At 70.6% G+C, this 24,938-nt stretch carries 24 protein-coding genes; 21 read left to right on the top strand and 3 right to left on the bottom strand.

Annotated features, from left to right (window positions below; all coding sequences use genetic code 11):
• The first annotated feature begins 16 nt into the window (after positions 1-16).
• The 10 genes from AC5YDA_RS09435 (at position 17) to AC5YDA_RS09390 (ending at position 12,011) form a co-directional block, all read left to right on the top strand.
• On the top strand, positions 17-1,351 hold the full coding sequence (locus AC5YDA_RS09435) for a hemolysin family protein (protein ID WP_496189125.1): 1,335 nt from the start codon (positions 17-19) through the stop codon (positions 1,349-1,351).
• 38 nt (positions 1,352-1,389) lie between these two features.
• The gene (locus AC5YDA_RS09430; RefSeq protein WP_496189124.1) at positions 1,390-2,601 is read left to right on the top strand and encodes an aminoglycoside phosphotransferase family protein; all 1,212 of its coding nucleotides are present in this window, start codon (positions 1,390-1,392) and stop codon (positions 2,599-2,601) included.
• 136 nt (positions 2,602-2,737) lie between these two features.
• Entirely contained in the window at positions 2,738-3,847 is a 1,110-nt protein-coding gene (locus tag AC5YDA_RS09425; RefSeq protein WP_496189123.1) for a BMP family lipoprotein, read from the top strand.
• A 107-nt stretch (positions 3,848-3,954) separates the two neighbouring features.
• The gene (locus tag AC5YDA_RS09420) at positions 3,955-5,562 is read left to right on the top strand and encodes an ABC transporter ATP-binding protein (protein WP_496189278.1); all 1,608 of its coding nucleotides are present in this window, start codon (positions 3,955-3,957) and stop codon (positions 5,560-5,562) included.
• Positions 5,559-6,731: an ABC transporter permease gene (locus AC5YDA_RS09415; RefSeq protein ID WP_496189122.1), complete on the top strand. Its 1,173-nt coding sequence runs from the start codon at positions 5,559-5,561 to the stop codon at positions 6,729-6,731. Before AC5YDA_RS09420 ends, AC5YDA_RS09415 begins: the two co-directional genes overlap by 4 nt.
• Positions 6,728-8,017, top strand: a complete 1,290-nt coding sequence (locus AC5YDA_RS09410) for an ABC transporter permease (protein WP_496189121.1) — start codon at positions 6,728-6,730, stop codon at positions 8,015-8,017. Before AC5YDA_RS09415 ends, AC5YDA_RS09410 begins: the two co-directional genes overlap by 4 nt.
• Before the next feature lie 5 nt (positions 8,018-8,022).
• Positions 8,023-8,433, top strand: a complete 411-nt coding sequence (locus AC5YDA_RS09405; protein WP_496189120.1) for a cytidine deaminase — start codon at positions 8,023-8,025, stop codon at positions 8,431-8,433.
• The gene (locus AC5YDA_RS09400; protein WP_496189119.1) at positions 8,423-9,490 is read left to right on the top strand and encodes an adenosine deaminase; all 1,068 of its coding nucleotides are present in this window, start codon (positions 8,423-8,425) and stop codon (positions 9,488-9,490) included. The genes AC5YDA_RS09405 and AC5YDA_RS09400 overlap by 11 nt, the downstream gene beginning before the upstream one ends.
• A 52-nt stretch (positions 9,491-9,542) precedes the next feature.
• Entirely contained in the window at positions 9,543-11,336 is a 1,794-nt protein-coding gene (gene metG, locus AC5YDA_RS09395; RefSeq protein WP_496189118.1) for a methionine--tRNA ligase, read from the top strand.
• A 3-nt stretch (positions 11,337-11,339) separates the two neighbouring features.
• A complete protein-coding gene (locus AC5YDA_RS09390) occupies positions 11,340-12,011 on the top strand; it encodes an O-methyltransferase (RefSeq protein WP_496189117.1) in 672 nt (223 codons plus the stop codon).
• A gap of 29 nt (positions 12,012-12,040) precedes the next feature.
• Here the strand turns inward: AC5YDA_RS09390 and AC5YDA_RS09385 are convergent, their stop codons facing one another.
• Complete coding sequence (locus AC5YDA_RS09385) at positions 12,041-13,030, bottom strand: bile acid:sodium symporter family protein (RefSeq protein ID WP_496189116.1); 990 nt, start codon at positions 13,028-13,030, stop codon at positions 12,041-12,043.
• 101 nt (positions 13,031-13,131) lie between these two features.
• Between AC5YDA_RS09385 and AC5YDA_RS09380 the strand changes: the two genes are divergently transcribed.
• The 3 genes from AC5YDA_RS09380 (at position 13,132) to AC5YDA_RS09370 (ending at position 15,763) form a co-directional block, all read left to right on the top strand.
• The gene (locus AC5YDA_RS09380; RefSeq protein ID WP_496192935.1) at positions 13,132-14,130 is read left to right on the top strand and encodes a CPBP family intramembrane glutamic endopeptidase; all 999 of its coding nucleotides are present in this window, start codon (positions 13,132-13,134) and stop codon (positions 14,128-14,130) included.
• Between the two features lie 65 nt (positions 14,131-14,195).
• Complete coding sequence (locus AC5YDA_RS09375) at positions 14,196-14,966, top strand: maleylpyruvate isomerase family mycothiol-dependent enzyme (protein ID WP_496189114.1); 771 nt, start codon at positions 14,196-14,198, stop codon at positions 14,964-14,966.
• On the top strand, positions 14,963-15,763 hold the full coding sequence (locus tag AC5YDA_RS09370; RefSeq protein WP_496189113.1) for a TrmH family RNA methyltransferase: 801 nt from the start codon (positions 14,963-14,965) through the stop codon (positions 15,761-15,763). The genes AC5YDA_RS09375 and AC5YDA_RS09370 overlap by 4 nt, the downstream gene beginning before the upstream one ends.
• Before the next feature lie 6 nt (positions 15,764-15,769).
• Here the strand turns inward: AC5YDA_RS09370 and def are convergent, their stop codons facing one another.
• The gene (gene def / locus AC5YDA_RS09365) at positions 15,770-16,363 is read right to left on the bottom strand and encodes a peptide deformylase (protein WP_496189112.1); all 594 of its coding nucleotides are present in this window, start codon (positions 16,361-16,363) and stop codon (positions 15,770-15,772) included.
• A gap of 59 nt (positions 16,364-16,422) precedes the next feature.
• Between def and AC5YDA_RS09360 the strand changes: the two genes are divergently transcribed.
• Positions 16,423-17,370 (top strand): tyrosine recombinase XerC, encoded by a 948-nt coding sequence (locus tag AC5YDA_RS09360; protein WP_496189111.1) that lies wholly within the window; start codon positions 16,423-16,425, stop codon positions 17,368-17,370.
• 12 nt (positions 17,371-17,382) lie between these two features.
• On the opposite strand, the gene AC5YDA_RS09355 is transcribed toward AC5YDA_RS09360, so the two are convergent.
• Positions 17,383-18,333: a M23 family metallopeptidase gene (locus AC5YDA_RS09355; RefSeq protein WP_496189110.1), complete on the bottom strand. Its 951-nt coding sequence runs from the start codon at positions 18,331-18,333 to the stop codon at positions 17,383-17,385.
• 504 nt (positions 18,334-18,837) lie between these two features.
• On the opposite strand from AC5YDA_RS09355, the gene AC5YDA_RS09350 reads away from it, so the two are divergent.
• The 7 genes from AC5YDA_RS09350 (at position 18,838) to rlmN (ending at position 24,914) form a co-directional block, all read left to right on the top strand.
• Positions 18,838-19,452 (top strand): polysaccharide deacetylase family protein, encoded by a 615-nt coding sequence (locus tag AC5YDA_RS09350; protein ID WP_496189109.1) that lies wholly within the window; start codon positions 18,838-18,840, stop codon positions 19,450-19,452.
• 241 nt (positions 19,453-19,693) lie between these two features.
• Entirely contained in the window at positions 19,694-20,611 is a 918-nt protein-coding gene (gene rpsB / locus AC5YDA_RS09345; protein ID WP_496189108.1) for a 30S ribosomal protein S2, read from the top strand.
• Between the two features lie 37 nt (positions 20,612-20,648).
• On the top strand, positions 20,649-21,461 hold the full coding sequence (gene tsf, locus AC5YDA_RS09340; RefSeq protein WP_496189107.1) for a translation elongation factor Ts: 813 nt from the start codon (positions 20,649-20,651) through the stop codon (positions 21,459-21,461).
• Between the two features lie 86 nt (positions 21,462-21,547).
• The gene (gene pyrH, locus AC5YDA_RS09335) at positions 21,548-22,258 is read left to right on the top strand and encodes a UMP kinase (protein WP_496189106.1); all 711 of its coding nucleotides are present in this window, start codon (positions 21,548-21,550) and stop codon (positions 22,256-22,258) included.
• 30 nt (positions 22,259-22,288) lie between these two features.
• A complete protein-coding gene (gene frr / locus AC5YDA_RS09330) occupies positions 22,289-22,846 on the top strand; it encodes a ribosome recycling factor (protein ID WP_496189105.1) in 558 nt (185 codons plus the stop codon).
• Positions 22,846-23,730, top strand: coding sequence for a phosphatidate cytidylyltransferase (locus AC5YDA_RS09325; protein WP_496189104.1), 885 nt, complete (start codon positions 22,846-22,848; stop codon positions 23,728-23,730). The genes frr and AC5YDA_RS09325 overlap by 1 nt, the downstream gene beginning before the upstream one ends.
• Positions 23,731-23,741: 11 nt before the next feature.
• Positions 23,742-24,914, top strand: coding sequence for a dual-specificity RNA methyltransferase RlmN (gene rlmN / locus AC5YDA_RS09320; RefSeq protein WP_496192934.1), 1,173 nt, complete (start codon positions 23,742-23,744; stop codon positions 24,912-24,914).
• The last annotated feature ends 24 nt before the right edge of the window (positions 24,915-24,938 follow it).

Genomic DNA, 24,938 nt, shown 5'->3' with positions numbered 1-24,938 from the left:
CCGGTACGCTGGTCCGGTGAGTCCGACCGTGTCGAACATCCTGCTGATCCTCCTGTTCATCCTGGTCGGCGGTGTCTTCGCCGCCGCCGAGATGGCCCTGGTGTCGCTGCGCGACAGCCAGGTACGGGGGCTGGCCACCAAGGGAAAGCGGGGCGCGACCGTGGCGCGGCTCGCCGAGGACCCGAACCTGTTCCTGTCCGCGGTCCAGATCGGCGTCACCCTGTCGGGCTTCCTGGCCGCCTCGTTCGGTGGCGCCACGCTGGCCAATGAGCTGGCCCCCGTCCTGGTCCGTTGGGGCCTGCCCCAGGGCCCGGCCGGCAGCGTCGCGCTGGTCCTGGTGACGCTCGCGATCTCCTACTTCTCGATCGTGCTCGGCGAGCTCACGGCCAAGCGCCTGGCCATGCAACGTGCCGAGAGCTTCGCGCTGCTGCTGGGCCCCTTCGTCAACGCCATCGCGGCCGTCACCCGGCCGGTGATCTGGTTCCTGGGCGTCTCGACCAACGTGGCCGTGCGGCTGCTCGGCGGCGATCCCCGGGCCTCTCGCGAGGAGGTCACCGACGAGGAGCTCCGCGCCATGGTCTCCAGTTCGGCCACCCTCGGCGACGAGGAGCGTCAGATCGTCGACGAGGTGTTCGCCGCCGGTCAGGTGACACTGCGCGAGGCCATGGTGCCGCGGACCGAGGTCGCCTTCCTCGATGGTGACCTGCCTGCCCACAAGGCCATCCGCATCGTCGCCGACGGCGCGCACTCGCGTTACCCCGTGGTCGGGCGGGACGTCGACGACGTCCTGGGCTTCCTCCACGTGCGCGACCTGTTCGACCTCGACCCGGCCACCCGCCAGGCGCAGGTCAGCCAGCTGGTCCGGCCCATCCAGGCGTTGCCGGGGACGGTCCGCATCCTGCACGCGCTCTCGGTCATGCAGGCCGGTGGCGACCACATGGTCATCGTCCAGGACGAGTACGGCGGCACGGCCGGCATCGTCACCATCGAGGACCTCGTGGAGGAACTCATCGGCGACATCACCGACGAGTTCGACCTGGAGGCGCCGGAGCTGGAACGGGGCGGTGTCGACGAGGTGGACGGGCTCATGACGCTGGAGCAGTTCGCGGAGCACTTCTACCTGCTCCTGCCCGAGGGGCCGTACGACACCGTCGCGGGCTATGTGATGGCCGAGTTGGGTCGCCTGCCCCAGGTGGGGGACACCGTGACCCGCGCACTGCACCCGGTGCGCGGAGGGGATGACACCCCTCTCGAGTTCGAGTTCACCGTGACCGAGCTCGACGGGCGCCGTGCGGCGCGGCTGCGCCTGGTGCGGGTCGGAGCCGGTGCGACCACCGACCCGATCCAGTAACCTGCCCGCGAGACAGGGGAGTCACGGGAGGGTGCGGCATGCCACGAGATGACGGCGCGGCCCTGCTCACCTCCGAAGGGGTGGGCGGGTTGCTCGAGGCCGCCGTCACCCATGCGGGAGGGACGCTCGTGGCCTGGACCCTCGACCACGTGGACGCCAACCCGAACCAGTCGACCACCGCGACCTATTCGGCGATCGTCGACTGGCCCTATGGTCGCCGCGACGAGCTGCTGGGGGTGAGCGCGCGGGCACACGGGTTGTCGGGCTCGGACAGCCGGGCCGAGATCTTCGCCGACGGCGATCGCGAGGTCGCGGTGTGGCTCTACCCCAACGACCCCGACCTTCCTGGCCTGGCCCGGGCCGCCTATCCCTCGTCCATGGCTGCGGTGCTGAACGCCTACAAGGCCGTCCTCGAACCCATCACCCCTGACCAGCTCGACCTCGAGATGATCACCTACCGTCCTCGGCGGCGTGCGGTGCTGCGCGCCGCCGTCCGCGGCGGGGAGACCTTCTTCGTGAAGGTGCTCCGGGAGCGCCTCTTCGCCGATGTCTCCCGCCGCCACAAGCTCCTGCTGGACGCCGGGGTCCCGGCCCCGCGCATCGCGGCCGGGACGGCCGACTTCCTCCTGGTCCTGGGGGAACTGCCCGGACGCCCCCTCGCCCGGGCCGTCTTCGACCGCGTCGCGCCCTGCTCGGCCGAGGACCTCATCGGGGTGCTGGATGCGATGCCCGCGGCGGTGGCCGACCTCGAACGCCGCCCGCCGTGGGCGGACTCGATCGACCACTACGCCCGGATGGTCGCCGCCGCCGTCCCCGCCGAGGAGGAGCGTCTCGACCGCCTCGCCCGCGCAGTCCGGGAGGGCCTCGCGGGGCTGCCGCCGGGGCACGAGGCCACCCACGGCGACTTCCATGAGGGCCAGGTGCACGTGGCGGACGGCCGCGTCGTCGGGGTCTTGGATGTCGACACCATTGGCCCCGGACGCCGTGCTGATGATCTCGCCTGCCTGATCGCCCACCTGTCGACGATCCAGCGCATGAATGCGGAGCAGGAGGCGCGGGTGCACGACCTGTTGCGCAGCTGGGTTCCGGTCTTCGACGAGCGCGTCGACCCCATCGAATTGCGCCTCCGTGCTGCCGCGGTGATCATCTCGCTCGCCACCGGCCCCTACCGGGGGCAGGAGCCCGACTGGGAGCGTGAGACCACCTGCATGATCGACTCGGCAGAGGCGCTCCTCCGGCAGGTCAGTTGAAAGTGGATCACAAAGCGGTATCAACGGCAGGGAGTCTGCCCGGAGCGCGCGTGCGCAGGTGCCAGCGGAGTTATGCTCCCCCTCAGTCCGGGAACACACGCCCCGGCTTCAAAGACGCGTGCCTAGGAGGCATAACGTGAAGAAGTCTCTCATCGGAACCGGTCTGGCCGCCGCCGTGTTGCTGGCCGGCTGCGCCACTCCGCCCCCCGCGCAGACGGCGGCCCCCGCCGCGACGGCCGGCGGCGCCACCGCGACCACGGCGGCCACCGCCGACTTCAAGGCCTGCATGGTGTCTGACTCCGGCGGCTTCGACGACAAGTCGTTCAACCAGACCTCCCACAAGGGGCTCACCGACGCCAAGGCGCAACTGGGCATCCAGACCAACGAGGCACAGTCCAAGACCACGTCCGACTTCGCGCCGAACATCGAGCAGATGGTCAAGTCCAAGTGCGACATCATCGTGACGGTCGGCTTCCTCCTGGGTGACGCCACCAAGGCGGCCGCCGCGGCCAACCCCGACATCGACTTCGCGATCGTCGACTTCGCCTACACCGACGAATCGGGCAAGAACACGGCCCCGGCCAACCTCAAGGGCCTGGTGTTCAACACCGGCGAGCCCGCCTTCCTGGCCGGATACGCGGCCGCATCGCTGACGAAGACCGGCAAGGTCGGCACCTACGGCGGCATGAAGATCCCGAGCGTGACCGCCTTCATGGAGGGCTACGCCCAGGGCGTGAAGTACCACAACGAGCAGAAGGGCACCAAGGTCGAGGTGCTCGGCTGGAACTCCGACACCAAGGACGGCCAGTTCATCCCCGGCCAGAGCCCGTTCGAGGACCTCGCCGGTGGCAAGCGCGTCGGTGAGACCTTGGTCTCCCAAGGCGCCGACGTGATCATGCCGGTCGCCGGGCCCGCCGGTGAGGGTGGCCTGCAGGTCGCCCAGGCCAGCGGTGGCAAGGTCGCAGCCATCTGGGTCGACACCGACGGCTACGTCAGCCAGCCCACCTACAAGTCGGTCATCACCACCTCGGTCGGCAAGGCGATGGACGTCGCCGTGATGGAGGCCATCAAGGCGTCGAAGGAGGGCAAGTTCAGCAACGAGATCTACGTGGGCACCTTGGCCAACAAGGGCGCCTACCTGGCTCCGTTCCACGACTTCGAGTCGAAGGTCTCGCCCGAGACGAAGGCCGAACTGGAGAAGATCCAGGCCGACATCATCTCCGGCGCCATCAAGATCCAGGCGTGACCCACGCCTGAACACCCAGCCGAGGGGAGGCCTCCGGGCCTCCCCTCGCGCGTCCCCCCGTCCAGCCACACCGACATGGAAGGATCTCGTCCGTGAGCAACGACGACATGGCCGGACTGCGACTCCGCGGCATCACCAAGCGTTTCGGCACCTTCACCGCCGTCGATGCGGTCGACCTGGACATCATCCCCGGGGAGATCCACTGCCTGCTCGGCGAGAACGGCGCCGGCAAGTCGACGCTGATGAACGTGCTCTACGGGCTTTACCAGCCCGACGGCGGTGAGGTCCTGATCGACGGCGCCCCCCAGACGTTCACCAACCCGAAGCAGGCCATGGCGGCGGGCATCGGCATGGTCCACCAGCACTTCATGCTGGTGGAGCCCTTCACCGTCGCCGAGAACATGATGCTGGGCCGTGAGGGCGGCTTCGTGCTCGACAAGAACGCCGCCCGCGCCAAGGTGCGCGAGCTGGCAGCCCGCTATCGGATGCCCGTCGACCCCGACACCGTCGTGGAGGACCTGGCGGTCGGCGTCCAGCAGCGAGTCGAGATCCTCAAGGCCCTGGCCAACGACGCGCGCTACCTCATCTTCGACGAGCCGACCGCCGTGCTCACCCCTCAGGAGATCGACGAGCTGATGTCGGTCATGCAGGTGCTGCGCGACGAGGGCAAGGCCATCGTCTTCATCACCCACAAGCTGCGGGAGGTCCGGGCGATCGCCGACCGGATCACCGTCATGCGACGCGGGAAGATCGTCGGCCACGCCGAGCCGGGCACCTCCGAGGCCGACCTCGCCGAGTTGATGGTCGGCCGCGCGGTCGATCTGCGCATTCGCAAGGCGGCCCCCGCCGAGCGCGACGTCCGCCTCGAGGTGCGCGACCTCAAGATCGCCAACGCCGCGGGCGGCATCGTCGTGGACGGCGTCAGCTTCGACGTGCGTGGCGGCGAGGTGCTGTGCGTCGCCGGCGTCCAGGGCAACGGCCAGTCCGAACTGGCTGAGACCCTGCTGGGCAACATCCCGCCGATGTCCGGGTCGGTGGTCCTCGACGGCGTCGACATCACGCGCTCGCGCCCGGCCGCCACGATCGCCGCCGGCATGGGGTATGTCCCCGAGGATCGCGAGGACGACGGGTTCGTGAGCTCGTTCACGGTCGCCGAGAACCTCGTGCTCAACCGGTTCCACCAGCCGCCCTTCAGCAGGGGCCCGGCCCTCGACCTCGGCGCGATCGCCGAGAACGCCGAGAGGCTGAGGGAGGAATTCGACATCCGCACCCAGTCGGTGGCCAGCCCCATGTCGTCGTTGTCGGGCGGCAACAAGCAGAAGGTGATCCTGGCCCGCGAACTCTCCCGCGAGCTGTCGCTGCTCGTCGCCAGCCAGCCGACCCGCGGCGTGGACGTGGGCGCGATCGAGTTCCTGCACCGGCGCATCGTCGAGGAGCGGGACAAGGGCACCGCCGTCCTGCTCGTCTCCACGGAGTTGGACGAGGTGGAGGCGTTGGCGGACCGGGTCCTGGTCATGTACCGCGGCAAGGTGGTCGGCATCGTCGGTCCGGACACGCAGCGCGACGTGATGGGTCTCATGATGGCCGGCGCCTCGCACGAGGAGGCGGTCCGGTTGGCAGCAGAGCAGCCCACCACGCTGGTGGAGCAGGTGCACGAGGCCGAGGTGGCCTCAGAGACCGGCGCTTCCGCGCCCGGTGAGGAGGGGGACCGATGACCAACCTGACCACACCGGCCACGAAGCACAGGGCGAGCACCTTCCAGTGGCGTTCCCTCGCGGTGACCCTGGCAGCCATCGTGCTGGCCCTGGTCGCCGGTGCGATCCTCATGATCGTCAGTGATCCCGAGGTCATCGGGCTCTACGCCTACCTGTTCACCGCCCCGGCCCTGCCGTTGGGGGCGTCCTGGGCGAAGGTCTCCTCGGCGTACGCGGCGCTCGCGATCGGGGCGGTCGGCTCGCCGGGGGCACTCGCCGCCACCACACGCGAGGCGGCGCCGCTGATCTGCGCCGGTCTGGGCGTGGGGCTCGGCTTCCGAGCCGGCCTGTTCAACATCGGTGCGCAGGGCCAGGCCATCATGGCCGCGGTCCTCGCGGCCTGGGTCGGGTTCGCGCTGGCCCTGCCGCCGGTCATCCACATCCTGGTGGCCCTGGCCGCCGGCCTCCTCGGCGGCGCGGTCTGGGGTGGCATGGTGGGCTTCCTCAAGGCGAAGACCGGGTCGCACGAGGTCATCGTCACCATCATGTTCAACTACATCGCGGTGGGCATCCTCTCGTGGTTGCTGACCACGCGCGCGTTCCTCCGGCCCGGCCGGCAGGACCCGATCGCGCCCGAGGTCCACTCCACCGCGGTGTTCCCGTCGATCTACGGGCAGTTGCACGTCGGCTTCCTGGTCGCGCTCCTGGCGGCGCTGGGCACCTGGTGGCTGATCGACCGCTCCACCACCGGGTTCACGATCCGCGCGGTCGGCGCCAACCCCCACGCGGCTGCCACGGCGGGCATGGACGTGGCCCGCACCACCATCATCACGATGACCCTCTCGGGTCTGCTGGCCGGCCTGGCCGGCGTCCAGATGGCCATCGGACCCGGTGCCAACGGCGTCCCGACCCCGCTGTCGCAGGGCATCGTCGGCTCCGTGGGCTTCGACGCGATCACGGTTGCTCTGCTCGGCCGCTCCAAGCCCTTGGGCATCGTGTTCGCCGGCCTGCTGTTCGGCGGCCTGCACGCAGGCGGCCTGTCGATGCAGAGCATCGCCGGCACCCCGCTGACGCTCTCGATGGTCCTGCAGGCGCTCATCGTGCTGTTCGTCGCGGCGCCCGGCCTGGTCAACACGTTGGTCCCGTTCCTGCGCGAGCGTCGCGCCGTCGCCGCCGGAGGTCACGCATGAGCACCACCACCATCGCCCCTGACGCACTCGTCCAGCTCGTCCGCACCGAGTCGCGCGAGGCCCGGCGTGCCCGCCTGTCCGCGGGCGGCCTGATGGCCGTCATGGGGCTCGTCCTCCTCGTGCTGTCCTTCCGGACCAGCGGGGTGGCCCGGTTCGCCCTGTCGGGCTACTTCGACCCGGTGCAACTACCGACGTTCGGCCTTCCGGGTCTGGCCACGGTGCTCGCCTGCGGGCTCATCACGCTGGCCGTCGGCATGGGCTTCCTGAGCGGACGCCTCAACGCGCACCTGCGGACGGGGGCGGCCACCCTGGCCGGGATCGCCGTCATGGTGGGCCTCATCACGTGGGCCGCGGCGGGCTCGACCCTGCCGTTCCAGATCAGCAACCAGCTCACCGGGACGATCGCGCTGGCCACCCCGCTCGTGCTGGGATCGCTGGGCGGCGTCCTGTGCGAGAACTCCGGTGTGGTGAACGTCGCGATCGAGGGCCAGTTCCTCGTGGCCGCCTTCACCGCCGCCACCGTGGGGTCGGTGACGAAGTCGATCCCGATGGCGCTGGTCGCCGCCGTCATGGCGGGCATGCTCATGGGCGCCATGCTGGCGGTGTTCGCGATCCGCTACATCGTGGATCAGGTCGTCCTCGGCGTCGTGCTCAACCTGTTCGCGTCCGGCCTGACCGGCTTCATCTTCGACCAACTCGTCCAGCCCAACTCGGCCGCACTGAACGCCGCCCCGATCATGCAGGCCATCCCGATCCCGCTGCTGTCGGCGATCCCGCTGCTCGGTCCGGTCCTGTTCAATCAGACGATCCTCGTCTACCTCGCGATCCTGTCGGTGGCCGTGGTGTGGTTCCTGCTGTACCGCACGCGCTGGGGCCTGCGCGTCCGCTCCGTCGGTGAGCACCCCGAGGCGGCCGACACCGTGGGCATCTCCGTTCGCGCCGTGCGCTGGCAGGCGGTCCTGCTCGGGGGGCTGTTCTCGGGATTGGGCGGTGCGTTCTTCACCATCGGCTCCACGGGCGGCTTCAACAAGGACATCACGGTCGGCAACGGCTTCATCGCCCTCGCCGCGCTGATCATGGGCCGCTGGCACCCCGTCCGGGCGGCGCTCATGGCCGTGTTCTTCGGCTTCGTGACCCAGTTGGCCACCCAGCTGCAGAGCCTGGGCACGCCGATGCCCAGCCAGTTCCTGCTGATGCTGCCCTACATCGCCACCGTCATCGCCGTGGCCGGGCTCATCGGCCGATCGCGTGGCCCGGCGGCCGACGGCATCCCCTACACGAAGTGATGGACGTGGACATCGACTGGGATGCCTTGCGCGCGGCGGCGAACGAGGCCTGCGCGCGGGCGTACGCGCCCTACTCCGGCTACCGGGTCGGGGCCGCCGCCCTGGTGTCCGACGGCCGGGTGGTCACGGGCTGCAACGTCGAGAACGCCGCCTACGGCGTCACGCTGTGCGCCGAGTGCGGACTGGTGTCCGACCTGGTCCGTGGCGGGGGAGGGCGGCTGGTGGCGTTCACCTGCACGAACGCCGATGCGGAGGTGATCACCCCGTGCGGCCGCTGCCGCCAGTTGCTGTCGGAGCACGGTGGCCCCGCGCTGCTCCTGGAGACACCCCAGGGGTTGCGCACCCTTGACCAGATGTTGCCCCAAGCGTTCAGCGTCGAGGAACTCGACGCAGTGGAGGATTCCCGTGGCCGTTGACCCCGAACTGATCGCCCAGCTGCCCAAGGTCGTCCTGCACGACCACCTGGACGGTGGCCTGCGACCTTCGACCCTGCTCGAGTTGGCGGGGGAGATCGGTCACGAGCTCCCCGCCACCGATGCCGATGCGCTGGGCGCGTGGTTCCAGAGCGCCTGCGACTCGGGGTCGCTGGTGGAGTACCTGACCACGTTCGACCACACGGTCGCCGTGATGCAGACCCCGGAGGCGCTGCACCGCATCGCCCGTGAGTTCGTGCTCGACCTGGCCGCCGACGGCGTCGTGTACGCCGAGGCCCGCTGGGCCCCGCTCCAGCACACGGCGGGCGGGCTGACCCCGCGCCAGGCGGTCGAGGCCGTCCGCGACGGGCTGCGGGCCGGCGAGGCGGAGGCCGCGGCGTCCGGTCGGCCGATCATCGCCCGACAGTTGGTGACGGCGCTGCGGCACCACGAGCCGACGACCGAGGTCGTCGAGCTGGCGGCCGGGTTCGCGCACGACGGGGTCGTCGGCTTCGACATCGCCGGGCCCGAACTCGGCTTCCCCCCGTCACGCCTCGCAGTCTCGTTGGCGTACGCCAGGCGCGCGCACGTGCCCTGCACGATCCACGCCGGCGAGGCCGACGGAGTCGCGTCCATCGCCGAGGCCGTGGCCTGCGGAGCGCGCCGGATCGGGCACGGTGCCCGCCTGGTCGAAGACCTCGAGCGCACGCCGGAGGGCTGGCAGCTGGGGCAGACGGCGTCCGAGGTGCGCGAGCGCGGGATGATCCTGGAGCTGTGCCCCTCGTCGAACATCCAGACCGGCATCTGCGGGTCCGTCGACGAGCACCCCTTCGGCGTCCTGCAGCAGGCGGGCTTCCGCGTCACCGTGAACTGCGACAACCGTCTGATGAGCGCCACCACCACCAGCCGCGAGATGAGCCTGCTCGTGGAGGCCTTCGACTACGGCGTCGCCGACCTGCTGCGGTTCACCCTCGACGCGGCGGTTGGAGCGTTCATCACCGATGGGGAGCGCCGGCGGCTGGTCGAGGAGCTCGTCCTGCCCGGTTACGACGGCCGCTGAGCGCGCTGGCACCGCGCCGGGGTGGGGCCCGGCTTGCAATAGGATCGACCCCATGACTTCTCGGATCCTCACCGCCGCTGCCTGGCCGTACGCGAACGGGCCGCGCCACATCGGGCACGTGTCCGGCTTCGCCGTGCCCGCGGACGTCTTCTCCCGCTACCAGCGCATGGTCGGGAACGACGTCCTCATGGTGTCGGGGACCGACGAGCACGGCACGGCGATCCAGGTGAAGGCCGACTCCGAGGGACTCACCGCCCGCCAGACCGCCGACAAGTACCACCGGATCATCGTCGAGGACCTGCAGGGCCTGGGCCTGTCCTACGACCTCTACACGCGCACGACCACGCTGAACCACCGTGCCGTCGTGCAGGAGCTGTTCAGCGCGCTCCACCGCAACGGTTACGTCGTGGCGAAGAAGCAGATGGGCGCGATCTCGCCGTCCACCGGCCGCACGCTGGCGGACCGCTACATCGAGGGCGAGTGCCCCCACTGTGGCTTCGACGGCGCGCGCGGCGACCAGTGCGACAACTGTGGCCGTCAGCTCGACCCCATCGACCTGAAGAACCCGCGCAGCCGCGTCAACGGCGAGGTCCCGCAGTTCGTGGAGACCGAACACTTCTTCCTCGACCTCCCCGCGCTGGCCGAGCAGCTCCAGCAGTGGCTGGCGACACGCACGGACTGGCGTCCGAACGTGATCCGGTTCAGCGAGCAGTTCGCCAAGGAACTGCAGCCGCGCGCGATCACCCGCGACCTTGACTGGGGCGTGCCCATCCCGTTGGAGGGCTGGGAGGACGCCGCGATGAAGCGGATCTATGTGTGGTTCGACGCGGTCATCGGCTACCTCTCGGCCTCCGTCGAGTGGGCGCGGCGTTCGGGTGACCCCGAGGCCTGGAAGAAGTGGTGGCACGACGGGGGCGCCGAGTCGTACTACTTCATGGGCAAGGACAACATCACCTTCCACACCGTCATCTGGCCCGGCATCCTGCTCGGGGCCAACGGTGAGGGCTCCCGGGGCGGCTCCCCGTCGGAGGTGCTGGGGCGCCTCGACCTGCCGACCGAGATCGTCAGCTCGGAGTTCCTGACCATGTCGGGGTCGAAGTTCAGCTCCTCCCGCAACAAGGTCATCCACGTGCGCGACTTCCTCGCCGAGTTCGGGCCGGACGCCCTGCGCTTCTACATCGCGGTGGCCGGCCCCGAGAACCAGGACACCGACTTCACCTGGGACGAGTTCGTCCGCCGCACCAACTACGAGCTCGCCAACGAGTGGGGCAACCTCGTCAACCGCTCGGTGTCCATGGCGCACAAGAACGTCGGCGCCATCCCCGCCGCGGGCGAGCTGACTGAGGCCGACCGCGCCCTGCTGGACGCCTGCCGCACCGGCTACGAGACGATCGGCGGCCTGCTCGGACGCGCGAAGTTCAAGCAGGCCATCACCGAGGCCATGCGGATCGTGTCGCTGGCCAACAAGTACCTCTCCGACGAGGAGCCCTGGAAGAAGAAGGACGACCCCGGGCGTCGGGACACGATCCTCCACGTCGCCCTGCAGGCCGTGCAGGACTGCAACACCTTCCTCACGCCCTTCCTGCCGCACTCGGCGCAGAAGGTGCACGAGGCCCTGGGTGGCACCGGCGTCTGGGCGGCGCAGCCCGAGATCGTGACGGTCGAGGAGGAGGGCGCCCCCGACTATCCCGTGCTCATGGGCGACTACGCGTCCGAGTTGGCCCGCTGGGAGTCGCGCCCGATCGCCGTGGGGGCCGCACTGGCCAAGCCGACCCCGATCTTCACCAAGCTGGACGACAAGCTCGGCGAGACCGGCCCCGCGTGGGCCCCGCTGCAGGCGGACTGACCGATGGTGGCGTCCGGGCCCGAGCAGTGGGCGGCCGTCGACGAGCGGCTCGCCGTCTTCGCCCGGGAGGACGCCGCCCTGGCCGCGGCCCGCACCTCGACCGAGGTGACGAGCCCCGGCATCGAGGTCTCGCGCCAGTTCGGGCGTCTGCTGCACCTGCTGGTGGCGTCGTCCGGAGCTCGCCGCGTGCTGGAGTTCGGCACGCTGGCCGGCTATTCGACCATCTGGCTCGCTCGCGCGGTGGGCCCGTCGGGGCGCGTCGTCTCGATCGAGCTCGACCGGGGCAACGCCGCCGTGGCCCGCCGGCACCTCGAGGACGCCGGCGTCTCGGCGTGGGTCGACATCCACTGCGGGTCTGCCGCGGACGTCTCGGCTCGCATGGTCGCCGCCGGGGGAGAGCCCTTCGACTTCGTCTTCCTCGATGCGGACAAGGCGCCCCTGCGCATCTACGTCGAGCGTGCGCTCGCGCTGGCCAGGGTCGGCGCACTGATCGTCATCGACAACGTCGTCCGGGGCGGGCGCGTCCTCGAGCCGGGGGATGATCCGCAGGTGCGGGGGGTGGTGACCGCCCTGGGTGCCCTCCAGTCCGACGACCGCGTCCAGGTGTCGGTGCTGCAGACGGTGGGGGAGAAGGGCTGGGACGGCTTCGCGGTGGTGCGCAAGGTCGCCCCCTGACGGTGCTGCCCCGCGGTGGGACCCGTCTCTCAGGCCGGGACCGCAGCGGCGTCCGGCTCGCCGTCGCGCGCGTACCGTGCCGCCAGCCACGAGCAGGCCATGAGCTGGGCCTGGTGGAAGACCATCAGGGGCAGCATGATCAGGCCGATGGGCTGTCCGGCGAACAGGACCGTCGCCATCGGCAGCCCCGTGGCCAGGGACTTCTTGGTGCCGCACATCTGGATGGCGATGGCGTCCGCGCGGTTGAAACCGAGGCGCTTGGCGGTGAACCAGGTCAGCCAGAGCATGAGGACCAGGAGCACCAGGCAGACCACGACGAGCAGCACGATGTCGACCCAGCCGACCATCGTCCAGATGCCCTCGCGCACGCCCTGGGAGAACGCGGCATAGACGACCATCACGATGGACGCCTGGTCGAACAGCTTGAGCTTCTTGTGGCGTTCGACGAAGTCGGCCGTCCAGCGGCGTGAGAGCTGGCCCAGGATGAAGGGCAGCAGGATCTGCACCACGAGGTCGACGATCGAGCCCCACCCGACGTTGGCGGTGCCCGTGGTGTTCATGAGGGCGATCGCGAGCAGGGGCGTCAGGAAGACGCCGAGCAGGTTGGACGCCGACGCACTGACGATGGCTCCCGCGACGTTCCCGCGGGCGATGGAGGTGAAGTTGATCGAACTCTGCACGGTCGAGGGACACAGCGTCACGTACACCATGCCGGGGACCAGGGCCGGCGCGAGCGCCCACCCGGGCAGCAGCCCGATCGCCAGGCCGATGAGGGGGAAGACCACGAACGTGAACGACAGGATCGTGAGGTGCAGCTTCCAGTGCTTCAGGCCGCGCAGCGCCTCCTCCGGATGCAGACGAGCGCCGTAGAGGAAGAACAGGATGAAGATCGCGACCTTGGTGGCGACCGAGAGCACCTGCGCCCCCGGGCCGGCGGCTGGGAGGAGCGAGGCCACCAGGGCTGCCACGACGATCGCGGTGAGGAAGGGATCGAGTTTGACCCGTGCTGCGGCTGCCACCCGGTCACCCTAGCGGGCGGCCGGGACATCGACCTCGGTCGCATCCACGACGGACCGTGGTGCGTTCCCATCCTCGGGGTGGAGGGCGCAGACTCGTGGACATGACGAACAGCTCCGCCCCCCGCCCCGTCTCCGCCCCGGAGCAGCAGTGGGGCGCCCCTGCCGCGGCTTGGGGCGTCCCCCCGGTGCCCGAGCGGATCCCGCCCCTCGAACCCGCCCCCGACACCCCTTACCAGCACCTGTTCCGTGAACCCGGACGGCGCTGGTGGCGGCCGGTGGTCTCACTGCTCGTCCTGGCGATCGTCGGCGCCATCGTCATGGTCGGCGTCCGCAGTGTCGACCAGCGACTGCTCGAGGACCCGAAGCTGGTGCTGGAGGACGCCTCCGGGTGGTCGGTCGTCGTGCTCACGTTGGTGATGAACCTGTCGCTGGCGGCGCTGATCCCGGCGGTCCTGCTGGCCAACAGGGTGGCACACCGGCTGCCAGTGGGGTACACGCACTCCGTCGTCGGGCGCTTCCGCTTCGGCTGGGCCGCGAAGGTCACGCTCGCGCTCCTGCCGGTGTGGCTCGGCTACGTCGTCGTCTCGTTCCTCGCCGAGCCCTTCCCGCTGTTCACGCACGTCGAGACCCCCGCCGTGACCGCTGCACTCGTCGCGGTCGTGCTGCTGACCACGCCGTTCCAGGCGGCCGGTGAGGAGTACGCCTTCCGGGGGTGGCTGCTCCAGAACGTCGGGCTGCTGATCCCGCGCCCCCTCATCGCGGCCGTGGTTCCCACGCTGATGTCGGCGGCGCTGTTCGCCCTCGCCCACGGCAGCCTCGACCCGTGGATGCTCATGACCCTCGCCATCATGGCCCTGACCGCGGTCCACCTCACGATCCGCACGGGTGGCCTCGAGGCGGCCGTGGCGTTCCACAGCCTCAACAACGTGTTGATCTTCGTGTTCCAGGCGGCGTTCGGCGTGCCCGCCATGACCGGCATCGTGACGGCGGACAGCGCCGGTACCGGGGTGGGCGCGCTCGTCCTGGCGGTCTTCTCCGGCCTCGTGGTGCTCGCCGTCGAGTGGCTGGCCAGGCGCGAGGGGATCCGGCCCACCCGCTGACCACCTGCCCACACTCGGGCCCGCATCCCGAGCCCGGGTGCGGGGCCCGACTATCGTTCTGACCCATGGTCGAGGCACGGAACTTCCACGAGATGGGCGAGGCACTGGGCGACGCCTGTGCGGTGCTGCGCAGCAACGCGGCGACGGCGGGTCTGGGCGCGGCGGTGCCGACCTGCCCGGGGTGGACCGTCCGCGACCTGGTCTCCCATGTGGGGCTCGTCCACCGCTGGGCCGCCTCCCGCATCGCGGGAGGGCGCGGTGAACCCGAGGCACTCGTGCTCGCCGAGGCCGACGCGGCACCCGACCTTCTCGACTGGTTCGACGAGGGCATGGTCGAACTGCTCAACGCGATCGCCAAGGCCCCCGCCGACCTCGACGTCCGCTTCTTCCTCCCCGACGCCCCGCCGCCCCGCGACGCGTGGTTGCGGCGCCAGGTGCACGAGACGACGATCCATGCCGTGGACGGGATGGCCGCCCGGTTGGGAAGGGCACCGCGTGGTGAGGAGCTCTGGATGGCTCCCGGCCTCGCCGCCGACGGCGTCGACGAGTTCCTGACCGGTTTCCTCGTCCGGCGCCGGCCCGAGTCCGACCTGCCGCGCGCCCGGTCGTTGCTGTTCCGGGCGACGGACGTCGACCGCGCCTGGCGCGTGGAGCTGACCCACGACGGCGCGGTCACGACGCGCGTCCCCGGCGAGGCGTCGGACGCCGACGTCACGGTGACCGGAACCGCGCGCGAGCTGTACCTGTCGGTGTGGAACCGCGGGCACGCGGCCACGGCGTCCGACCCGACCTGGTGGCCGGAGTGGGCCGAGCGCGTCCGGGTCACCTGGGCGTGAACCGGATCCCCGTCACGGACGCCGCCGACCCGCGCCTGTCCGACTACGTCGCGCTGCGCGACACCTCGCTGCGCAAGCACCTCGAGTCGGAGCGAGGGCTCTTCATCGCCGAGGGGGAGAAGGTCATCAGGCGTGCCGTCGAGGCCGGCCACGTACCGCGTTCGTTCCTTCTGGCGGAGCGCTGGATCGCCGGGCTCACCGATGTCATCGACCGGCACCCCGACGCACCCGTGTACGTGGTGTCGGAGGCGCTGGCCGAGCAGGTGACGGGCTTCCACGTGCACCGCGGGGCGTTGGCGTCACTGCACCGCGCCGAGCCGAGACCGATGGCCGACCTGCTGGGGTCGCGGCGTCTGGTCGTGGCCGAGGACATCGTCGACCACACCAACGTGGGGGCCGTCATCCGCAATGCCGCGGGCTTGGGCTGGGACGGCGTCCTGCTCGCCCCGCGTGCTGCCGATCCCCTCTACCGGCGGGCGATCAAGGTCAGCATGGGGACGGTCTTCTCCCTGCCCTGGGCCAGGGTGGACGACTGGGCCACCGCCCTGCCCACGCTGCGAGAGGCCGGCTTCACCGTCGTCGCGCTGGCGCTCACCGACGACGCCGTGGCGCTGGACGACTACGTCGCCGCGGGCCTTCCCGCCAAGCTCGCCGTCGTGGTCGGGACGGAGGGCGAGGGGTTGTCCCGGCGCTGGATCGAGCAGGCGGACGTGGTCGTCCAGATCCCGATGCAGCACGGGGTGGACTCCCTCAACGTGGCGGCCGCCACCGCGGTGGCGTGCTGGGCCCTGCGCTGAGCGGAATCAGACGTCGGCTCCGGAGACCTTCTTGGGCGTGACCGGCCAGTCGTCCGGGTAGAGGTGAACGAGGCTGTCGTGCTGCTCCTGCAGCTTGCGGAAGGACCGCGTGGACAGGCGATCGCCGAAGACGATGCCGTTGAGGTGGTCGGTCTCGTGCTGCAGGCAGCGGGCCAGCAGACCGTCTCCCTCGATCGTGACCTCGTTGCCCCACGGGTCGAGGCCGGTGCAGGTGGCGCGGTCCGGGCGCGCCAGCGGCTCGTAGCCCCCGGGGAACGACAGGCAGCCCTCCTCCGTCTTGTCCAGGACGCGGTCCTTGCCGGAGGGGGTCGTCACGACGGGGTTGCAGACGGCGCCGTAACGGACGCGCTCATCGGCGTCCGGGCACTCGTACACGAACAGGGAGACGCCGAGCCCGACCTGTGTGGCGGCCAACCCGACCCCGTGGGCGGCACGCATGGTGGCGAACATGTCGCGGACGAGTTCGCGCAGGTCGTCGTCGAATTCGAGGACCTGCTTGGTCTCCTCATGCATCACCGGAGTGCCCCACCGGGTGATGGGCAGGATGTTCCCGCCGGTCATGAGCTCTTCGATCGCCATGTCTCTCCTCCGCGTGGCTGTCCACTGGGCAACCCGACCATTCTGGCACGCTGGCCGGTATGCAGCCCCCGTCCGACGCCACCGTGGCCCCCGGCCTCGCGCGCGACCTGGACGCTTGGGCCGACCACCTGCGGCTGGGCCGCAACCTGTCCGAGCACACCCGCCGCGCCTACGCGGGCGACCTGTTCGACCTCGCGACCTGGGCTGCGACCCGAGGCGTCTCGGCGTGGGGGCAGGTCGACCACCGCCTGCTGCGGGCGTGGCTCGCCGACCTGCACCGGCGGGGTGCCGAGCGGGCGACGATGGCACGCCGCGCCACCGCCGCGCGCGTCTTCTTCGCCTGGGCCCACGCGGACGGTCGTGTCGCCACCGACCCGGGCAGTGCGCTCCAGGCGCCGCGCGCCGCGCGGACCCTGCCCCCCACGATCGACCGCGGGGTGGTGCACGCGTTGTTCGCCCACCTGACGGAACGCGTCGGGGCGGCCGAGGATGACATCGAGCGCGCCCTCGCCGCGCGGGACCTCGCCATGGTGGAGGTGCTGTACTCCTCGGGCCTGCGTGTGGCCGAACTCTGCGGGCTCGACGCGACCGGTGTCGACGAGGCCCGTGGCCTCCTGCGCGTCCGCGGCAAGGGGGACAAGGAGCGCTCCACACCCCTGGGTGACCCGGCACGCCGCGCGCTCGAGGCGTGGCTGGGGGAGCGCCACCACTTGGCGGGGCCGGACGCCGGTGCCGCCGTCTTCGTCGGGGCGCGGGGGGGCCGGATCGACCCGCGCGTCGTGCGCCGGGTCGTGCACGCCGCGTTGGACGCAGTCCCGGACGCTCCCGACCTCGGGCCGCACGGGTTGCGGCATGCGATGGCCACGCACCTCCTCGAGGGTGGGGCCGACCTGCGGTCGGTGCAGGAGATCCTCGGACACGCCTCGGTCGGCACGACGCAGATCTACACCCACGTCACCAACGAGCGACTCCGGGACGCGTTCCGGCAGGCGCACCCCCGCGCGTAGCCCACAGGGTCGTCACGGCCGCCCGAGCCACGGCAGGGGATCCACGTGGCGCCCGTCCGCCTTCACCCCGAAGTGCAGGTGGCACCCGGTGGACCAACCCGTGTTCCCCACGGTGCCGACCACCTCGCCGCGCGTGACCCGGTCGCCCGCCCGGACGCGGTAGCCCTCGGCGTGCAGGTAGACCGTCTGCACGTCCACCCCGTCCACCGTCCCGTGGGACAGGACGAGGCGCCAGCCTCCCGAGGGGTCGTGGCCCCGGTGGGTCACCACCCCATCGGCCGCGGCGAGCAGGGGGGTGCCGCACGGCGCCGAGAGGTCGATCCCGTTGTGCATGCGCCACTCACGGAAGATGGGGTGGAACCGCATGCCGAAGGGGGAACCCAGGCGTCCGGTCGTCGGTTCGGAGAGCGGGCCGGGACCGACGGGCCTGACCAACGGCGAGACCACCCGTGCCGCCTCACGGGCGGCGGCACGCTTCTCGACCTCGGCGACCGCCGAGGTCGGCAGCAGGCGGACCTGCTCCACGATGTGCGACAGGGGGTCGAGGTACTCGTCGCCCCGCTTCAGGCCCCAGTGCAGGCAGGCGGCGCCCGGGCACGGTCGGTGCCCCGCGACCAGCCGGCCCACCGGCTCGGCGGCGGCGACACGGTGCCCCACCCGGACGGTCCCCACGACCGGCTCGAGGGTCGTGCGCTGCGCGCCGTGGTCGACGACCACGACCGGCTTGCCCGCGACGACCCCCGCGAACGACACGACGCCCGCCGCGGGAGCCACGACCACGGCGCCCGGCTCGCCGGCCAGGTCGACGCCCCGATGGCCGGCACCCCAACGCACCTCGGGCGGGTCGAAGCCCCGCACGACCGCCCCCGCCACAGGCCAGGAACCGGACGCCCCGTCCGCCGGTGCGGCGGCCCAACCGGCCGCCAGGAGGGTCATGACGACCAGGATCCACAGTGCACGCATGACACAGGCATTAGGCGGTGCCTGTCACGAGCCGCCATCGGCGGATTTTCCCCCCGGGCGGAGTGCCATCCAGGGCTGCCGGGAGCACAATGGGACATGGTCCGGACGCGCGTGGTCGTCCTGGTGGCGGTGGCGCTGCTGTCGGCCGGGTGCGCCACCGACGTCTCCCCGCGGCCCTCCCCGGCCGGGACACCGCCGGCCGGGACCCCGTCACCCGAGGTGACCACGCCCTGCCCCGGCCCGACAGGGGCGTCCTCGGGCGGGCCCACCAGCACCCCGTGTGGGGCGAGCCCCCTTCCAGTGCCCTCCGCGGAGCCGACGCCCTCGAGCGCGGTCCCCCGACCGACGACGTCCAGCGCGCAGCCGGCGCCGGTGCCGTCCAGCGCCCGGCCGGCCCCCGTCACAAGGCCGCCCACCGTCGCGCCGACCACCGAGCCATCGACCACCGCCCCACCGGCCCCGTGCACCATCCCGGGTGCGTTGCGGGGCCAGGACCTCAGCAGCATGCCCACGTCGGCCAGGGTCGTCGCCCTCACCTTCGACGGCGGCGGGGACGACGCGGGTACGGCGTCGGTGCTGGCGACGCTCGCGGACACCAGCAAGCCCGCAACCTTCTTCCTCACCGGGCGGTTCGTGGAGCGGTTCCCCGAGTCGGCGCGCAGGATCGCCGCCCGATACCCGATCGGGAACCACACCCAGACCCACCCCGCGCTCACCGGGGAGTCGGACGCGCGCGTCGTCGACGAGATCCGCACGGGCGCGGCGTCCATCAGGAAGGCGACGGGCGTGGACCCGCGGCCCTACTTCCGTTTCCCCTTGGGCGACCGCGATGCACGCACCATCGGGCTGGTGAACGATGAGTGCTACGTCCCGTTCCGGTGGACCGTCGACACGCTCGGGTGGAAGGGGACGGTGAAGGGCGGCATGACCGCCCAGAAGGTCACCCAACGGGTGCTGGACGGGGCCACCCCCGGCGGCATCATCCTCATGCACCTCGGCGCGAACCCGGATGACGGAACCACCCTGGACGCCGACGCGCTGCCCGCGATCATCGTCGGCCTGCGTGCGCGCGGTTACACGCTCGTGACCCTCGAACAGGTCCTCCCCGCCAACCCGTGAGCGAGTGTCGCCACGAGGTTTGGAGCGGGGACCCGGTGGGCCATAACATGGGGGCAGCGAACCCGGCCGATCCGGGTCGACTTCGCGTGCAGGCCACGCCGAACCTCCGCAGGTCCTCGGTGACGAGGTGGGGGAGCGGTGCTGCACCAGGAGGGCTGAACGTCAGCCCCACAACCGAACCAGGCGGTCTCGCCCGGGCGCGTGAGCGTGCCGGTGCCCGTCCGCCGAGAAAGGAACGGCCATGGCCGTCGTGACCACGCGTCAGCTGCTCGAGAGCGGTGTCCACTTCGGACACCAGACCCGTCGTTGGAACCCCAAGATGAAGCGCTTCATCTTCGGTGAGCGCAACGGCATCTACATCATCGACCTCCAGCAGTCCCTCACCTACATCGACAAGGCCTACGCCTTCGTCAAGGAGACCGTCGCCCGCGGCGGCCAGATCCTGTTCGTGGGTACCAAGAAGCAGGCCCAGGAGGCCATCGCCGAGCAGGCGACCCGCGTCGGCATGCCCTACGTCAACCAGCGCTGGCTGGGCGGCATGCTCACCAACTACGCCACGATCTCCAAGCGCACCGCGAAGATGAAGGAGCTCGAGGCGATCGACTTCACCAACGTCGCGGCGTCCGGCCTCACCAAGAAGGAGCTCCTGCAGCAGGAGCGCAAGAAGGACAAGCTCGAGAAGACCCTCGGCGGCATCCGTGACATGCAGCGCCTCCCGCAGGCCATCTGGGTGGTCGACACCAAGAAGGAGCACCTCGCGATCGACGAGGCGCGCAAGCTGCGCATCCCGATCGTCGGCATCCTCGACACCAACTGTGACCCCGACGAGGTCGACTACGCCATCCCGGGCAACGACGACGCGATCCGCTCCGTCGCGCTGCTGACCCGCATCATCGCGGACGCCGCGGCCGAGGGTCTGCTGGCCCGCAGCTCCGGCGGTGTCGCCACCGGTGCGGCCGCTGCCGAGCCGATGGCCGAGTGGGAGCGCGAGCTCCTCGGTGCCACCGAGCAGCCCGCCGTCGCCGATGAGCGCGCCGAGGCCGTCGAGGAGGACCAGGCCGCCCCCGTCCCGGCCGCCGCCGGTGAGGAGCCCGTCCCCGCGACCGTCGAGTCCGTCGACTCCCCGGCCAGCCCGGCGTCGGCGTCCGACGACAAGTGACACCCACCCAAGCGAACAACCAGGAAGCGAGATAGTCATGGCGATCACCGCCCAGGACGTCAAGAAGCTCCGCGACGCCACCGGCGCCGGGATGATGGATGCGAAGAAGGCCCTCATCGAGGCTGAGGGTGACTTCGATGCCGCCATCGAGATCCTGCGTGTGACCGGCGCCGCCAAGGTGTCCAGCCGCTCCGACCGCGAGGCCACCAACGGCCTCGTGGCCGCCGCCGGTACCACCCTGATCCAGCTCGGTGCCGAGACCGACTTCGTCGCCAAGAACGACGAGTTCGTCGCGCTGGCCACTGAGATCGCCGAGGCCCTGTCGAAGGCCGGTGTCACCGATGTGGAGGCCGCCAAGTCGGTCAAGCTCGGTGACTCCACCGTCGACGAGGCCGTGGCCACCCTGGCCGCCAAGATCGGTGAGAAGCTCGAGCTGGCCGCCGTGGCCACCTACGAGGCTCCCAGCGCCATCTACCTCCACCGCCGCAGCCAGGACCTGCCCCCGCAGGTCGGCGTCATGGTCGAGTACGAGGGCACCGAGGACGACGAGTTCGTGCGCGGCATCGCCATGCAGATCGCCGCGATGCAGCCGCAGTGGGTCTCCCGGGAGGATGTCCCCGCCGACGTCCTCGAGAAGGAGCGCCACGTGGCCGAGCTCACCGCCAAGGAGGAGGGGAAGCCCGAGAACATCATCCCGCGCATCGTCGAGGGTCGCCTCGGTGGCTTCTTCAAGGAGGTGACCCTGCTCGAGCAGGCGTCCGTCTCCGACGACAAGAAGACCGTCGGGCAGCTCCTCAAGGAGCGCGGCGTGACCGTGAAGCGCTTCGTGCGCCTCTCGGCCGGCGCCTGACCTGCGCTGATCCACTAGAGTGGCGTGCGCCGCGCTCGACGCGGTGCACGCCACTTCGCACGTCCGAACGCATCGAAGGAGAACGCATGCCTGCTTACGACCGCATCCTGCTGAAGCTCTCGGGCGAGGCGTTCGGGGGCGGGTCGGTCGGCGTGGATCCCGACATCATCTCCGGAATCGCCGGTGAGATCGCCGAGATCGTGGCGGGGGGCACCCAGGTCGCGATCGTGACCGGTGGCGGCAACTTCTTCCGTGGCGCCCAGTTGCAGCAGCGGGGGATGGATCGCCGCCGCGCCGACTACATGGGCATGTTGGGCACCGTCATGAACTGCCTGGCGCTGCAGGACTTCCTGGAGCAGGCCGGTGTGCCGACGCGCGTCCAGACCGCCATCCACATGGGGCAGGTCGCCGAGCCGTACATCCCGCTGCGCGCCGTCCGCCACCTCGAGAAGGGCCGCGTGGTCCTGTTCGGCGCCGGATCGGGCATGCCGTTCTTCTCGACCGACACGGTCGCCGCCCAGCGTGCGCTCGAGATCGGCGCGGACGTGCTGCTCATGAGCAAGAACGGCGTCGACGGGGTCTACGACTCCGATCCGCGCACCAACCCGGACGCCCGTCGCTACGACGACCTGTCCTACACCGACTTCCTCGCCCAGGATCTCAAGGTGGCCGATGCCACCGCCGTCAGCCTGGCGCGGGACAACGGCCTCCCCATGGTCTTCTTCGACCTCGGCGACCGTGGCAACATCGCCCGGGTCGTCAACGGTGAGAAGATCGGTACGACCGTCCACGCCTGAGAAGACCCACACCAGTTAGGAGCAGCGACGATGATCGCCGAAATCATGGCGTCCGCCGAGCAGAAGATGAAGGCCACCATCGAGCATGCGAAGGATGAGCTCGCCGCCATCCGGACCGGGCGTGCCCACCCCGCCATGTTCAACAAGATCATGGTGGACTACTACGGCACCCCCACCCCGCTGCAGCAGTTGGCCACCTTCCAGGTGCCCGAGGCGCGCATGGTCCTCATCAGCCCGTTCGACCGCGGGGCCATGAACGCCATCGAGAAGGCCATCCGTGACTCGGACCTGGGGGTGAACCCGGCCAACGACGGCCAGCACGTCCGCATCGTGCTGCCGCAGCTGACCGAGGAGCGCCGCAAGGAGTACATCAAGATGGCCCGCACCAAGGCCGAGGACGCGCGCATCGCCGTCCGGTCCAACCGTCGCCACGCCGTCGACAGCGTCAAGAAGCTGGAGAAGGACAAGGAGATCGGCGAGGACGACGCCCGCGCCGGTGAGAAGCAGCTCGACACGCTGACCAAGAAGTACGAGGAGCAGGTCAACGAGTTGCTCAAGGCCAAGGAAGCCGAGCTCCTCGAAGTCTGATGAGTGCCGACCAGCCCGTGACACCCGTGCGGAAGAGGCGATCGGCCGGTCGTGACCTCCCGGCCGCGATCGCGGTGGGGGTCGGGCTGGTCGGGCTGGTCGTCGTCACACTCGCGTTCTGGCACTGGGGCTTCATCCTGCTCGTGGCGCTCATGCTCAGCCTGGGCGCGACGGAGGTGCACCAGGCGCTCAAGCGCCTCGGCATGCACGCCGAGATCGTCCCGATCGTGCTGGGCACCATCGGGATGGTCGTCGGCACGTACGCGGCCGCGACGGCACCTGCCTACATGGTGCTCCGCATGCCGTGGCACTCGGTGCTGCTGGCGTTTCTCGGGGCGACCGTCCTGGCGACGCTGATCATCCGGTTCCCCCGGGGGCACGACAACTTCGTGCGCGACGCGTCCGCGTCGGTGTTCGTCATCGGCTACATCGCACTCCTGGGTTCGTTCACGGCGCTCATCCTCGCCGGGGAGAACGGCGCGGCGCGCATGGTGACGTTCCTGCTGTGCGTGGTCGCCAACGACACGGGCGGGTACGCGGTGGGCGTCCTCTTCGGCAAGACGCCACTGGCGCCCAGCATCAGCCCCAAGAAGACGTGGGAGGGCCTGGGCGGGTCGGCGCTCTTCGCCGTCGGCACCGGCGCCGTCCTGACCCACTTCGTACTCGGAGCAGGCTGGTGGGTCGGTGCGCTCCTCGGGGTGGTCTGCGTCTTCTTCGGCACCGCCGGCGACCTGATCGAGAGCGCGATCAAGCGCGACGTCGGCATCAAGGACATGAGCTCGGTCCTCCCCGGGCACGGCGGCGTGATGGATCGGCTCGATTCCATGCTGGTCGCGGCCGCTCCGGCGTGGTTCGTGATGTACCTGTTCGTGCCGGGCGGGTAGCCTCAGGCGTGATGACTGAAGGACTGACCGCCGCCGAGCGCGCACGCGCCGACGAACTGGACGCACACGCCCGAGCCGGGCGTGTGCTGGCGCTCGTCTTCGACGCCCCCCGACGCGGCAAGCCGCCGCGCCACTGGGCCGACCTCGCCCCCGACGAACGACGTGCCGCCGTCACCGAGGCCGGATTGCCGGCCTTCCGCGCGTCCCAGTTCGACAGCCACTACTACGGTCAGGCCAGCACCGACCCGCGTGCTTGGACGGACCTCCCCGCCTCCCTGCGCGAGCAGGTGGGGGTGACCTTCTTCCCCGACCTCCTGCACGAGGTCCGGGCCCAGACCGCCGACGAGGGCACCACCGTCAAGACGCTGTGGCGCCTGAACGACGGCAACCTCGTCGAGAGCGTCCTGATGGAGTACGGCGTCCCCGGCAAGCGTTCCAGCGGCTCCGGCCGCCACCGCGCCACCCTCTGCATCTCATCCCAGGCGGGCTGTGGCATGGCGTGCCCCTTCTGCGCGACCGGCCAAGGTGGCCTGCAGCGCAACCTGTCCACCGCCGAGATCGTGGCCCAGGTGGTGGCCGCCCGCCGACGCGTCCGCCTGAACAACATCGTGTTCATGGGCATGGGTGAGCCGATGGCCAACTACAAGGCGATCATGGGGGCGATCCGGCGGATGCTCGACGACCTGGGGATGTCCGCGCGCGGCATCACCGTGTCGACGGTCGGGCTCGTGCCGCGCATCGAACAGCTCGCCACCGAAGGACTTCCGCTCACCCTGGCGGTCAGCCTGCACGCCCCCGACGACGAACTGCGCGACACCCTGGTGCCGATCAACACCCGGTACAAGGTGGACGAGGTCGTCGACGCGGCGCACGCGTACTTCGAGGCCACCGGCCGGCGCGTGTCGATCGAGTACGCGCTGATCCGCGACGTCAATGACCAGGCTTGGCGGGCGGACGCGTTGGCCGACCTGCTGACGAAGGAGGGGCGCGGCGCCCACTGGGTGCACGTCAACCCGATCCCGCTGAACCCGACGCCGGGCTCCAAGTGGACCGCGGCGCGGCGCGCCGACGAGCAGGAGTTCATCCGGCGGCTGAACGCTCGCGGCATCGCGGCCACCATCCGTGACACCCGTGGGCAGGAGATCGACGGGGCCTGCGGGCAACTCGCCGCCAAGGAACGCTGACGCCGGCTCCTCGACGTGGGGTGG

It is taken from the genome of Propioniciclava sp. LT294 (genome assembly GCF_059516005.1).
The sequence above is the reverse complement of the archived record's forward strand: the minus strand, read 5'-3'. Positions and strand labels throughout refer to the sequence as shown.

Excerpts from the sequence above, each read along its gene's own strand:
- pyrH (WP_496189106.1), top strand. The coding sequence starts at position 21,548 with ATGCCTGCTTACGACCGCATCCTGCTGAAGCTCTCGGGCGAGGCGTTC.
- rpsB (WP_496189108.1), top strand. The coding sequence starts at position 19,694 with ATGGCCGTCGTGACCACGCGTCAGCTGCTCGAGAGCGGTGTCCACTTC.
- AC5YDA_RS09325 (WP_496189104.1), top strand. The coding sequence starts at position 22,846 with ATGAGTGCCGACCAGCCCGTGACACCCGTGCGGAAGAGGCGATCGGCC.
- AC5YDA_RS09380 (WP_496192935.1), top strand. The coding sequence starts at position 13,132 with ATGACGAACAGCTCCGCCCCCCGCCCCGTCTCCGCCCCGGAGCAGCAG.
- AC5YDA_RS09420 (WP_496189278.1), top strand. The coding sequence starts at position 3,955 with ATGGCCGGACTGCGACTCCGCGGCATCACCAAGCGTTTCGGCACCTTC.
- tsf (WP_496189107.1), top strand. The coding sequence starts at position 20,649 with ATGGCGATCACCGCCCAGGACGTCAAGAAGCTCCGCGACGCCACCGGC.
- rlmN (WP_496192934.1), top strand. The coding sequence starts at position 23,742 with ATGACTGAAGGACTGACCGCCGCCGAGCGCGCACGCGCCGACGAACTG.
- AC5YDA_RS09355 (WP_496189110.1), bottom strand. The coding sequence starts at position 18,333 with ATGCGTGCACTGTGGATCCTGGTCGTCATGACCCTCCTGGCGGCCGGT.
- AC5YDA_RS09415 (WP_496189122.1), top strand. The coding sequence starts at position 5,559 with ATGACCAACCTGACCACACCGGCCACGAAGCACAGGGCGAGCACCTTC.
- AC5YDA_RS09375 (WP_496189114.1), top strand. The coding sequence starts at position 14,196 with ATGGTCGAGGCACGGAACTTCCACGAGATGGGCGAGGCACTGGGCGAC.
- AC5YDA_RS09390 (WP_496189117.1), top strand. The coding sequence starts at position 11,340 with ATGGTGGCGTCCGGGCCCGAGCAGTGGGCGGCCGTCGACGAGCGGCTC.
- metG (WP_496189118.1), top strand. The coding sequence starts at position 9,543 with ATGACTTCTCGGATCCTCACCGCCGCTGCCTGGCCGTACGCGAACGGG.
- frr (WP_496189105.1), top strand. The coding sequence starts at position 22,289 with ATGATCGCCGAAATCATGGCGTCCGCCGAGCAGAAGATGAAGGCCACC.
- def (WP_496189112.1), bottom strand. The coding sequence starts at position 16,363 with ATGGCGATCGAAGAGCTCATGACCGGCGGGAACATCCTGCCCATCACC.
- AC5YDA_RS09410 (WP_496189121.1), top strand. The coding sequence starts at position 6,728 with ATGAGCACCACCACCATCGCCCCTGACGCACTCGTCCAGCTCGTCCGC.
- AC5YDA_RS09350 (WP_496189109.1), top strand. The coding sequence starts at position 18,838 with ATGCCCACGTCGGCCAGGGTCGTCGCCCTCACCTTCGACGGCGGCGGG.
- AC5YDA_RS09360 (WP_496189111.1), top strand. The coding sequence starts at position 16,423 with ATGCAGCCCCCGTCCGACGCCACCGTGGCCCCCGGCCTCGCGCGCGAC.
- AC5YDA_RS09430 (WP_496189124.1), top strand. The coding sequence starts at position 1,390 with ATGCCACGAGATGACGGCGCGGCCCTGCTCACCTCCGAAGGGGTGGGC.